Genomic DNA, 12321 nt, shown 5'->3' on the forward strand with positions numbered 1-12321 from the left:
GCGCCACATTGACCGCCGGCCGCATGGCCGTGCTGGCCGCCACGTGCGCGGGCGCGCTTGCCGCGGGCATGCCCGCCGCCTGGGCGCAGTCCGCACCGGCCGCCGCCGCCAATGCGTCGCGCACGTATCAAATTCCCGCTGGCCAGTTGGCCGACGCCTTGACGCAATTCGCGCGCAGCGCGGGCGTGGTCCTGTCGTTTGACCCCGCGATGGTGCGGGGCTTGCGTTCGGACGGGCTGAATGGCGCGTACTCGGTGGGCGCCGGTTTTGCCCGCCTGCTGTCGGGCAGCGGTCTGCAAGCACGCGGGCAGTCGGGCAACACCTGGACGCTCGTGCCTGCGCCCACGTCGTCTGGTGACACGCATGTGCTGGCGCCGGTGACGGTGTCCGGCATGGCGGACAGCGCGTTGGCGCCCACGGTGGGCTATGTGGCCACGGCCAGCGTCAGCGCCACCAAGACGGATACGCCGTTGATTGAAACGCCGCAGTCGGTGTCCGTTGTGACGCGTGAACAGATCACGGAGCAGGGCGCGCAGACCTTGAACCAGGTGCTGCGCTACACGGCGGGCGTGGCGACCGAATCGCGCGGCGCCACCGCCACGCGTTTGGACCAGTTCAGCGTGCGCGGCTTTTCCGCGTCAAGCTACCTGGACGGCCTGCGGGTATTTGGCGGGCGCGATGCCTTGCCGCAAGTGGACACCTACCGCCTTGAGCGCGTGGATGTGCTGAAGGGCCCGGCGTCCGTCATGTACGGGCAAGGCGGCCCGGGCGGCGTGGTGAACCAGGTCAGCAAGCGCCCCTTGGCTGAGACGCTGCGCGAAGTGGAAGTGCAGGTCGGTAACTACGACTACGGCCGCGCCAACTTCGATTTCGGCGGCCCCGTGGATGAAGAGGGCAAGTACCTGTACCGCCTGGTGGGCTCGGGCTATATGTCCGACGGCCAGATCAAGGACACGAAAGAACGCCGCTACTTCGTGTCGCCGGCTTTCACGTGGAAGCCCAATGGCGACACGTCGCTGACGGTGCTGACGAACTTCCAGCGCGACCCCGACATGGGCTCGTATGGCGCGGCGCCTGCAATGCGCACGCTGTTGTCGGCGCCGGATGGCATCCGTCTGCCGGCTGATTATTACGATGGCGACGCGAATTTCGAGAAGAGCGATCGCAAGAGCTATTCGCTGGGCTACGTGCTGGACCACCGCTTCAACGACACGTTCAAGGCGACGCAAAGCCTGCGCTGGACGCGGTCCGAGGCCAAGTACCGCAGCATCTACGGCGCCATGACGAACAACTACGGCTACACGGACAACACGTACCTGTACCATCAGCGCGCGTCGATCGCGACCGATGTGGATGTGGGCGCGCTCACGATCGACAACAACATGCAGGCGCGTTTCAACACTGGCGTGTTCGGACACACGGTGCTGCTGGGCTTTGACTATCAGCACGTGAAGACCGATACCTTGTCGGGCTTTGGCTCGGCCCCGGCGCTGTCGGTGCTGAACCCGAATAATCATCAGAACATTCCGGTGCCGGCGTTCTCGTCGGATGCGACCTCCAAGCAATATCAGACCGGCCTGTACTTCCAGGACCAGATCAAGATCGATCGCTTGTCCGTGCTGCTGGGCGGCCGCTATGACTGGTCGCGCACGGTGGGTGAAACCACCACCATCTCCACAGGGCGCGTCGCGCCGTCGTCGTTGAATGCGGAAGCGTTCACGGGCCGCATGGGCGTGATCTACAACTTCGACAATGGTGTGGCGCCGTACTTCAGCTATTCGGAATCGTTCGAGCCGCAATCCGGCACGGGCTGGCAGAACGTGCCGTTCAAGCCGATCGAAGGCAAGCAGTATGAAGTGGGCATCAAGTACCAGCCGCCTGGCACCGCCACGATGCTGTCGTTTGCGGCCTTTGACATTCGCCGCGAAAACATGACGACCACCGATCCCGACCCGACGCACGTGTGCGGTACGGCAGCCGGGCGGTGCTCGATCCAGGCTGGTGAATTGCGCACGCAGGGTATTGAACTGGAAGCCAAGACGGAGCCGATGCACGGCCTGACGCTGGTGGCGGCGTATTCGTTGATGGACAACGAATACTCCAAGGCCTATCCCAGCGTGGCCGGACTGGACCTGAAGGGCAAGACGCCCGCCGCCGTGCCGTCGCAGCAAGCGTCGGCGTGGGCGCGTTACCAGTTGCAGGAAGGCCCGCTGGCCGGCATGGGCGTGGGCGGTGGCGTGCGCTACATCGGCTCGTCGTACGCGAACGAAACCAACACCCTGAAGGTGCCGTCGGTAACGCTGTTTGACCTGATGCTGGACTACGACATGGGCCGCGTGTCGCCCACGTTGAAGGGCATGCAGGTCGCGCTGAACGTACAGAACCTGTTCGACAAGGAATACATCGCGTCTTGCTCGGGCGAGTCGTGGTGCTGGTACGGGTATCAGCGTTCTATCAAGGCCAGCCTGCGGTACCGCTGGTAAACGGAAAGCGCGGAAAAAGGAAAGCGCGGGAACAGGAAAGCGGCCTTTGTGGCCGCTTTTTTTATGGGTGACTATTTGTGGCCGCCTGCTGGCCCTGGCGCTAAACGTTACGCGCTGCGCGCCGCCGCCACATGCGCCCGCCACCGCGCCAGGAACGCGTCGCGGTCGGCGGCGGCGGCTGCTTCGTCCACTGGCACGATCTTCACGTCATCCAGCGCGGGCATGTCCAGATGCTTGCTGACGTCGATGTCGCTGCGGCTGGGGCGGCGGTAGGCGTTTTGCAGCAGCGCCACTTGCATGTCGCGCGACAGCAGCAAGTCGTACATGCGTTTGGCGGCGGCCGGGTTCGGGGAATTCTTCACCAGCGCCATGTTGTCCGCCACGGTGAACGTGCCGTCCTCGGGGTACAGGATGCTGATTTCCTTCTGGCCGCCCGCTACATACGGATAGGCGGTGGATTCGAAGGTGATGCCGACGGCGTATTCGCCTTGCCCCACGCTGCGCACCACATGCGAGGCGGCGCTGGAGACGCTGACGTTGCGCGCCAACGCCTTCAGGCCGTCTTCGCCCAGCACGCGTTCTATCCCCCACAGCGCGGTGAAGGCGGTGGAGCTGTTGCCCGGGTCGCCGATGATGATCTTGCCCTTGAAGCGGCGGTCGGTCAGGTCGGCCCAACGGACGGGGGCGGGGCCGGAGAGCTGCCGCGCGTTGACCATGCCGACCACGATGTGCAGGTTGGCCGCCGTCCATAAGTCATCGGGGCCGTGCAGGTGGCTGGGTATGGCTTCGGCTTCTGGCGAACGGTAGGGTTCGAACAGGCTGCGATAACCGTGCATGACGTTGGCGCTGGACGTCCAGAACACGTCACCTTTGGGTTGGCCGGCTTCGGCCTCGATCCGCCTGAGCAACTGGCTGCTGCCACCCACGACGGCGCTGGGTTTGACGTGGGGCAGCACGTCGCGCGCGATGTCGCTGGCGGTGTCGACTGATTGTGAGTTCAGCGTCGTGTAGAGCACGACCTTTTCGCTGCGTTGAGCCTTGGCGCGCGTGGGCAGCGCCGAGATGCCGCCCATGACGGCCAGCAGTTTGAGCACTTGGCGGCGGTTGAGAGAAGGAAGCTGGATCATGGGGTTCCCCTTGAGACGAGTGTGAAAGAAAGGCTCAGGCGAAGAGCCGGATGCGAAATACCCGGGTCGCCAGCAGCACAGGCGCCAGGATCACCGTGATCAGCACCAGCCCGTAGGCCGACGCCTGGGCCATGAGGCCGCTGTCGATCAGCCGGAAAATCTGAATGGGCAAGGTCTCGTGTCCCGGCGAATACACGATCACCGATGCGCTGAGTTCGGACACGGTGGTGGTCCAGGTCAGCACGGCGGCGGCCGCGATGGCGGGCGCCATCAACGGCAGCACCACCTTCAGAAAGGACGTGAAGGGCGGCACCCCCAAACTGACCGAGGCTTCTTCAATGGAGTCGGGCAGGTTGAACAGCGTGGACGAGGCATTGCGTACGCCGAAAGGCAGGCGCCGCACGATGTAGGCCAGCACGATCAGCGACGCCGTGCCAGACAAGTCGAACGCGCCGTGGCCGAAGGTCATCAGCAGGCCGATGCCGATGACCGTGCCAGACAACGCCAGCGGAATGGCGCTCAGGTAGTCCAGCCAGGGCGTCAGCAAGTTGCGCTTCTTGACGATCAGATAGCTGGCCAGCGTGCTGAACGCGATGGCGATCAAGGTGGCCGCGCCCGCGTAGCCGATGGAGTTCACGACGGGCGCGGGCGCATTGACCAACACGCGTTCCAGATGGGCGATGGTCCATTCCCCCCAACGCATCACGGGACCGTGCGCGCGGGTGAATGCGCCGACCGCAAGCGTGCCTAGCGGCAGCATCGACATCCCCATCACAACCAGCGCGGCGCACGCCATGGCCGCACCACGCGGGCCGCGCATCGGGGTCTCTGGCGCGCCGCGTCCTTGCGTGATTTCGTAGCGCCCGCGCGAGACGATCCAGCGTTGCAGGAACAGCGCCAGCATGACCAGCGAGATCGATGTCGTCGCCAGCGTGCTTTGCATGACGGGGTCGCTGCCGGTTTCCGAGACCGACGCCTGATACGTCAGCACCGATAGCAGCTCTACACGATGACCCAGGATCATTGACGTGGCGAAGTTGCCCACGACCATGGTGAAGACCAGCAGCGCGCTGGCCAGAATGGCGGGCATGACGACGGGCGCCATCACCTTGAACCGCGACACGGGCGGCGACGTTCCCAGGCTTTGCGCGGCTTCTTCCAATTGCGAATCGAAACCGCGTATGGCCGCCAGCGTGCCGATGTAGATGTAGGCGTAATACGTGAAGGTCATGACGGTCAGCAGGCCCGGCCAGCCGTAGAACGACGGCGGGTCCAGCCCCAGCCCATCGCGCAGCGCACGCGTGAGCACGCCGTTGTTGCCCAGAATCATCAGCCAGGTTTGCGCGCCGATGACCTCGGGGATGACCAGCGTGATCAGCGGCAAGATCGATACCAGAGCCTTGCCAGGGTAATGGTGGCGCGCGGTCAGATACGCGAGCGGCACGCCGATGCCGGCGGCAAGCACCGTGACGCCGGCGCCCAGCAGCAAGGTGTTGCCGATGGCGCGCAGGTATCGCGGATCGGATATCAGAATGTGCCAGCCTGACTGGCCGGCGTCATCGCGGGCGAGCACACTGGCCGACAGAATGTTCAGCACTGGCCACACCAGAAAGACCAGCAGCATCGCCAGAACGGCCACGGACAGCCACGTCCATGGCGAGCGGAGCAGGGCGATCAGGCGCTTCATGATGCAAGCACCAGCGTCTTCTGCGGATCAAACATCAAGCCGATCTGCATGCCCCGGCCCAACGGCGACGTTTGGCCGCCATGCACATCCACGTTCATGACGCGCCCGCTGGGCAGTTCCACCCGGTAATGCATCTTGATGCCCAGGTATTGTTCGGCCAGGATGCGCGCGGGCACGCCGGCTTCGGGTTGCGTGGATACGCCGATGTCTTCGGGGCGTGCGACCAACACGGCTTGCCCGGACAGCGGCGCGGGCGCGTGGGCGGCGACGGGGTGGCCGTCAAGCTCCAGGCGGACGGACCCTGATGCCGATGCCACGCATTGCACTGGCAGCAGATTGGCGGCGCCAATGAAGTCGGCGACATAGCCGCTGGCAGGCTGGCCATAGACGTCGCGCGGCGTGCCTAATTGCGCCACGCGGCCCTGCTCCATGACGGCGATCTGGTCAGACAGGGCGAGTGCTTCTTCCTGGTCATGGGTGACAAAGACGGTGGTGATGCCCGCTTCGCGCTGAAGCTCGGAAATGGTCTGCCGCACCTGGATGCGCAGCTTGGCGTCCAGGTTGGACAGGGGCTCGTCCATCAGCAGCACTTGGGGCTGGATCACCAGCGCGCGGGCAAGCGCCACGCGTTGACGCTGTCCGCCCGACAGCTCGGCAGGCAGGCGCGACGCATATTGCGCCAGCCCCACGCGGTCCAGCGCGGCCGCCACTCTTTGTTTGATCAAGGCCAGCGGCACTTTGCGGGCACGCAGGCCGTAGGCGGCGTTGTCAAAGACGCTGCGGTTGGGAAAGAGCGCGTAGTCCTGAAACACCATGCCGATGTTGCGCTGATGCGCCGGCACGCGCGTGACGTCGTTGCCGCCGAACGACAAGCGGCCGGATTCGACGGGGATGAAGCCTGCCAGCGTGCGCAGCAAGGTGGTCTTGCCGCAGCCGCTGGGGCCGAGCAGGGTGAAGAAGCAACCCGGAGGAATGGCCAGGTTCAGGCCGTCGATGACGCGTTGTTTGCTATATGAGATGCAGAGATTTTCAATGCGGATATCCATGGCAGGCGGCTCCTGGCTCAAGAGTAGGCACATCAACGAACAACAGCAGGCAAGCGGCGGGAGTCAGGGCAGGGCGGGTCGTAGCAGGCCCAGCGCTTCGCGGTGACGGGCAGGGTCGCCCGCGGCCAGAATCTGCGTGGCGGGGTTGTCCAGGCTGAGCGCGCGGCCGTGCCAATCGGTGATGACGCCCCCCGCCCCTTGAATGACCGGCACGAAAGGCGCGTAGTCGTAAAGCGCCAGCTTGGCGTCGATGGCGACATCGGTGCGCCCGCACGCCAGCAGCCCGTATGCCAGGCAGCAGCCGCCGTAGATGCGCCAGCGGGTGCGCTCGCGCAGCGCTTGGAAAGCGGGCAGTTCATCGGCGGCGTAGAAGTCGGGGTTGCTGGTGCTGAGCATGGCGTCGCCCATGGCGTCGCACGGGCGCGTGTGGCAGGGCTGGCCCCGGTGCCGGGTGGGCTGGCCGGCGGCGCCAACCCAGCGGTCTGCGGTCGAGGGGAAGTCCATGACGCCGATCACGGGTTCGCCGCGATGCAGCAGGGCGATCAGCGTGCCGAATACCGGTACGCCAGCCAGGAAGGGTGCGGTGCCGTCGATGGGGTCAAGCACCCAGACGTATTCGGCGTCCGATCTGACAACGCCGCCTTCTTCGCCGTAAATGCCGTGGTCGGGATAGGCGTGTTCGATGCGGGCGCGCAGATGCGCTTCAATGGCGTGGTCCAACGCGGTGACAAGGCTGCGGTCTGGCTTGATGTCGGGGCGCGGCACGCTGTGTTGCCCCGTCGCCAAGTAGGGCGCGAAGCGTTCGCGGGCCTCTTGGGCCAGGCATTCAGCGAAGACGATGAAGGGAGCCAGGCGGTCTGTCATGAGGTTTCCTTATTCGGTTGAGCTGCTGCTTGAAGGCGGCGGGCGGCCATCTGGAGCGAGGCTGGCGCCCACGCCCGCCAGCGTGCCGATGCGGGCGGGCGCAAGCAGGTGCTTGGGCGGCGCGGGCGTCCAGCCGTACAGGGCTTGCGTGGCGGCGCCACACACGCGACCCTGACAGGCGCCCATGCCGCAGCGGGTGTGCAGCTTGGCGTCGATCCAGTTTTTGCAAGCGGCCAGGGCGGATTGCGGGACGTCTTCGCAGCGGCAGATCAGCGTGTCGGGGCGAGCCAGCGTCAAGAGGGGCGAGCGCAGCGCGAAATGCCGGCGCACGGTGTTGGCGAAGCCTTGCCATCGCGCGAGGTCGGGCGCAAGGCGTGCGGCCTGCGCCAATTCGCCAATCGCCGCGTGGCCCGCGATGGCCCCCTGGATCTGCGACCGTTCGCCGCCGCCAATGCCGGTGCATTCGCCCGCCGCGAAGACGCCGGGGACAGAGGTTTGAAGCAGATCGTCCACTTGCAACGCCTGATGCGCATCCAGTTCGCATCCCAGCATCTGGCCCAGTTTGGTATTGGGGATCAGGCCGAAGCCGCAGGCCAGGCGGTGGCAGGCGATCTGTTCTTCGCCATCGGCGCGACGCAGGCGCACGTGCTGAAGCCGGCCGTTGCCGCTGGCCTCAAGCACATGGCTGGCGCTGCGGTATTGCGGGTGCAACAGAGTGATGGCTTGCAAGGCTTTGCCCGGCCAGCGCGGCAGGCCGCTGGCAAAGCGCAGGAGTGCGCGCCAGTCGGCCTGTTCGGCAATGCGTACAACCGTGGCCCCGGCTTCGCGTGCGGTGCGGGCGGCGGCCAGCAGCAGCGGCCCGGTCCCCGCGATGACGATGCGCTGGCCGCGCAGCGAGGTGCCGGCCTTGACCAGCGCCTGCAACCCACCGGCACCGGTGACGCCGGGCAGCGTCCAGCCGGGAAACGGCAGCAGCAATTCGCGCGCGCCGGTGCAGAGAATCAGCGAGTCGTAATGCTGGGTCCAACCCTCGCGCGCATCTTCAAGCAGCAGCGCGGCCTGTCCGGGTTGGCCGGCCAGGCCCACCACGCGCGTGCCGCATAGCAGCGTGATGTTTGCGTGGCGCGCCAGCTGTTCGCGCAGGCGCTGCGCCTGGGCAGGCAGGGCGGCAGCGGGGCCGTCGCGCCAGATTTGTCCGCCTGCGGCGGGGTTGTCATCCACCAGCACGATGGCGCGTCCGCTGGGGGCCGCCGCCAACGCCGCCGCCATGCCAGCTGGGCCGGCGCCAACAATGAGCAGGTCGCAGGTGCGGTGTTGGCCAGCTGCCCGATCCGGTACGCCGGCCCAGGCCGTTGGGTCGAGAACGGTGTCGACGCGCATACCGTCGTGGCAAGGGGTTTGGCAGGCCAGGCGCAAGTGGCCGTCGACCAGCACTCGGCATTCATGGCAGATGCCCATCCCGCAAAACGCTGCACGCTTTTCGCCCGAGACAGAGATGCGGGAATTGCCGGGTGCGCGCAGGGCGAGCGCGGCGGCGACGCTGCTGCCCACGGCGACGCGCAAGGATTGGCCGTCGAGCTGGATGCGCAAGCGTGCGCAGTCGGGCGGAGTCTTCGTCATGGCGTGACCTCGTCGAAGGAGCGGGATGCGGCAAATGGAGTGGGGTCCAGCGGCGTGGCTGCGCCGGTCATCAGCGCGGCCAGCAGGCGGCCGGTGGCGGGGGCCGTGGTCACACCCAGGCCTTCATGGCCGACCGCCAGCCACAGCTTGTCGCGCGAAGGGTGGCGGCCGATCAGCGGAAGCCCATCCGGGGTGGCGGCGCGCACGCCCGTCCAGGTGCGGATGAGGTTCAAGCCGGACAGGCCCGGCAGATAGCCGATCGCGCGCCGGAGCATGCTGGCCAACACGGCGGGTTCGACGGCGGGGGTGAGGGCGGTGTCGGGGGCGGAACCCGCGGCGGAGCTCGAGGCAGAACTCGCGGCAGAACTCGCGGCAGAACCCGCCGCAGAACCCGCCGCGTATTGCTGGTCACCGATTTGCCGGGAGGACCCGATCAGCAATTGGCCGGTGGGGCGGGGCTGCACGTTGAAGGCCACTGCGGCGCCTTCGCGCTGCTGGGTACTGGCCGTGTAGCCGAGCTCAACCAATTGATGGCGGATACCGGTGGGGTAACGGTCGGTGATGGCCAGATGGCCTTTCTTGGGATGCAGAGGCAGGTCGTCACACAGCCGGCTTGCCAACATGCCCGCTGCCAGCACGATGGCTTCAGCGGTGCGCCGGGAACCGTCGGACAGGACCACGCCTTGCGCGTCGATCTTGCAGACTTCAACGGCTTCGAAAGACAGACACGGAGGGGCATGCGTGAGCAGCCAGCGGGCGGCACTGGGCGCATAGATCAGCGCGTCGCCGGACACTTGCAATGCGCCGGCGAGTCCGGCGCGCAAGGCCGGTTCGGCTTGCGCCAGTTGTTGTGCGTTCAACAGCGTGGAGGACACCCCGTGCTCCAGCAAGCGGCGCTGCTTGCACTCGGCCTCTGCCATGTCGTGATCGCTTTCGGCCACCCACATCGTGCCGCAACCGGTATAGGCGCATGCCGGGTCCGTGTGGTTCATGCGGGGGCCCCATTCGCGCCAGATTTCCAATGAGGCGGCGCTTAACGCCAGTTCGGCCGGGTGGGCATCCATGGCGACCAAATGCCCCATGCCGGTTTGCGTGGCGCCCCCCAGCCGGGCATCCACCACGCGTACCGACAAGCCGGCCAGCGCCAGTTCGTGCGCGCAGGCCGCGCCGATGATGCCGGCGCCGATGACCAGCACGTCTGTATGGCCGTGAGACATATAAAGCCCCCGTCGTGGAATTACAGCCGGATGCCCCAGCCGAAAGGATCGTCCGGCGGAATCAGCAAGGTGGATTCCGCGCAGACATAGGCGCGGCCTCGAATGGTGGGGATGATGTGGTCGCCGTCCCGTACGTAGCTGGCTTCGAACACGCTGCCAATCACGCTGGCCTGGCGCCAGACTTGCCCAGGAGCGAGCTTGCCATCGGCCGCCAGGCAGGCCAGCTTGGCGCTGGTGCCCGTGCCGCAGGGCGAGCGGTCATAGGCGTTGCCGGGGCACAGCACGAAGTTGCGGCTGTCGGCTGCCGGGTCGGGTGCGAACAGTTCGATGTGGTCGATTTCGGCCCCATCCGCGCCCGTAATGCCCGCTGCCGCCAGGGCCAGCCGTACGGCCCGTGCGTAATGAGTCAGGGCGTCGAGGTTGTCGGGCGCGACGCGTTGATCGTGTTCGCCGATCAGGAAGAACCAGTTGCCGCCCCAGGCGACATCGCCGATGACCTCGCCGTAACCCGGCACGTTGACGCGCACGGCGTGATGCCTGCGGTACGCGGGCACATTGCGCACGCTGACCGCGCCGTCGTCGTGCAGCGTGGCGCGGACAACGCCAACGGGCGTTTCGATGCCGTGTTCACCCGGGCCGATGCGCTTCAGATAGGCAAGCGTGGCGACCAGGCCGATGGTGCCGTGGCCGCACATGCCCAGATAGCCGGCGTTGTTGAAGAAGATGACGCCAGCGGCGTTGGCCGGGTCTGCGGGTTCGCACAGCAAGGCGCCCACGATGACATCGCTGCCCCGGGGCTCCTGCACGGTGGCGGCGCGCCACGCATCGTGATCGGATGCCAGCCGACGTTGCCGGTCAGCCATGCTGCCCGCGCCCAGCGCAGGAAAACCGGCCACGACCAGCCGGGTGGGCTCACCGCCCGTGTGGGAATCGACGACACGGATCTGTTTCATTGACGCGCTTCATCTGCAAGGGAGTGAACGGCCAACCGTGATGGCCAACGACTACGGCCAGCCACGACAGTCAGCCGCCAGGGGGAGCCGTCACGGCCAACCACTAGGGCAAGCCGCCACGGCCAACCTTTGACCGGCTCAGTCTAGGCAATTAGCTGCGTGACGTCGCCCGAAGCGTGATGGCGATGTCACGCATATGCCTTACGGAACGGATTGGTATTGAGCCGGACGCGTGGCCAGCGCCTGTGCCACCACGCGTTCGATCAGTGCGCGCTCTTCGCCGATGACGGGCAGGCGCGGGCGGCGAACGTGTTCGGTGCCGACGCCGACCAGCACGTCGATCAGCTTCAGGTTTTGCACGAGCTTGGTGGACACGTCCAGATGCAGCAGCGGCGTCATCCATTGATAGAGCGCCAGGGCTTCCGCGTGCTTGCCGGCTTTCATCAAGTCATAGAGCGCCACGGTTTCGCGCGGGAAGGCGCAGCCCACGCCGGCCAGCAGGCCATCGCACCCCAGCGCCAGCCCTTCGTAGGCCAGATCGTCTACGCCCAGGAAGATCTGGTAGCGGTCGCCGACGGCGTTGCGCAGGTCGGTCACGCGGCGGGTATCGCCCGAGCTGTCTTTGACGGCCGCAAGCCATTTGCAGTCGGCAAGCTCGGCCATGTGCGCGGGGCTCAAGTCCACGCGATAGGCGATCGGGTTGTTGTAGACCATCACGGGCTGCTGGGCGGCATCCGCCATGGTGCGCACGTTCTGCATGGCTTCGCGGGCGTCAGCGACGTAGATCAGCGAGGGCATGACCATGAATCCGGCCACGCCCAGCTTGTTGGCGCCGTCGATAAATCGCAGGGCTTCACGGGTGCTGGTCTCGGACACGTTGGCCAGAACCGGGATGCGGCCGCCGGCGGCGTCCAGCGCAATCTTGGTGACTTCCAGCTTTTCTTCCAGCGTCAGCGTGCTGGCCTCGCCCAGAGAGCCGCAGGTGACGACGCCGTGAATACCGTTGCGAATCTGGAAGTCGATGTGCTTGGCCGTGCCTTCGGCGTCGATGCGTTCATCGGCGTGGAACTTGGTGGTGATGGCGGGAAAGATGCCAGTCCAGCGAGGGTGGGTCATGACGGACTCCTGGTTGAAGGGGCGTTAGAAACTCAAAATATACGTTAAATATATTTAAAGAGAAGGGGTAAGCCATGAGGGTTAACCAGCGCAAAGTGTCAGGCCCCAATTTTTAGCTGTGGATCTTAGTGAGAATGGTTATAATTCAGGCCTTGTCAAACAGGCATTGGCCGCGGGGCTTGCCTGTTGTGGTGATCGGACTGAAGAC

Annotated in this window: 9 protein-coding genes; 1 reads left to right on the forward strand and 8 read right to left on the reverse strand. The window is 65.9% G+C overall.

Going from position 1 to position 12321, the window contains the following annotated elements:
• Nucleotides 1-23: 23 nt before the first annotated feature.
• Nucleotides 24-2483: a TonB-dependent siderophore receptor gene (locus HV765_RS09975; protein WP_175169759.1), complete on the forward strand. Its 2460-nt coding sequence runs from the start codon at nucleotides 24-26 to the stop codon at nucleotides 2481-2483.
• Between the two features lie 107 nt (nucleotides 2484-2590).
• On the opposite strand, the gene HV765_RS09980 is transcribed toward HV765_RS09975, so the two are convergent.
• The 8 genes from HV765_RS09980 to HV765_RS10015 all read right to left on the reverse strand — a co-directional run bounded on the left by HV765_RS09980 (nucleotide 2591) and on the right by HV765_RS10015 (nucleotide 12113).
• Nucleotides 2591-3610, reverse strand: coding sequence for an extracellular solute-binding protein (locus HV765_RS09980; RefSeq protein WP_175169644.1), 1020 nt, complete (start codon nucleotides 3608-3610; stop codon nucleotides 2591-2593).
• Between the two features lie 34 nt (nucleotides 3611-3644).
• Nucleotides 3645-5297 (reverse strand): ABC transporter permease, encoded by a 1653-nt coding sequence (locus tag HV765_RS09985; RefSeq protein ID WP_054423852.1) that lies wholly within the window; start codon nucleotides 5295-5297, stop codon nucleotides 3645-3647.
• Nucleotides 5294-6343: an ABC transporter ATP-binding protein gene (locus tag HV765_RS09990; protein WP_054423850.1), complete on the reverse strand. Its 1050-nt coding sequence runs from the start codon at nucleotides 6341-6343 to the stop codon at nucleotides 5294-5296. The genes HV765_RS09985 and HV765_RS09990 overlap by 4 nt, the downstream gene beginning before the upstream one ends.
• 63 nt (nucleotides 6344-6406) lie before the next feature.
• Entirely contained in the window at nucleotides 6407-7207 is an 801-nt protein-coding gene (locus HV765_RS09995) for an inositol monophosphatase family protein (protein ID WP_054423848.1), read from the reverse strand.
• Between the two features lie 9 nt (nucleotides 7208-7216).
• Complete coding sequence (locus HV765_RS10000; protein ID WP_175169645.1) at nucleotides 7217-8827, reverse strand: FAD-dependent oxidoreductase; 1611 nt, start codon at nucleotides 8825-8827, stop codon at nucleotides 7217-7219.
• The gene (locus HV765_RS10005) at nucleotides 8824-10044 is read right to left on the reverse strand and encodes an NAD(P)/FAD-dependent oxidoreductase (protein ID WP_175169646.1); all 1221 of its coding nucleotides are present in this window, start codon (nucleotides 10042-10044) and stop codon (nucleotides 8824-8826) included. Before HV765_RS10005 ends, HV765_RS10000 begins: the two co-directional genes overlap by 4 nt.
• A gap of 20 nt (nucleotides 10045-10064) precedes the next feature.
• Complete coding sequence (locus HV765_RS10010) at nucleotides 10065-10997, reverse strand: 4-hydroxyproline epimerase (protein WP_175169647.1); 933 nt, start codon at nucleotides 10995-10997, stop codon at nucleotides 10065-10067.
• A gap of 201 nt (nucleotides 10998-11198) precedes the next feature.
• A complete protein-coding gene (locus HV765_RS10015) occupies nucleotides 11199-12113 on the reverse strand; it encodes a dihydrodipicolinate synthase family protein (protein WP_054423837.1) in 915 nt (304 codons plus the stop codon).
• Nucleotides 12114-12321: the final 208 nt, after the last annotated feature.

This window comes from Achromobacter kerstersii, from assembly GCF_902859595.1.
GTDB classification, from domain to species: Bacteria; Pseudomonadota; Gammaproteobacteria; order Burkholderiales; family Burkholderiaceae_B; genus Achromobacter; species Achromobacter kerstersii.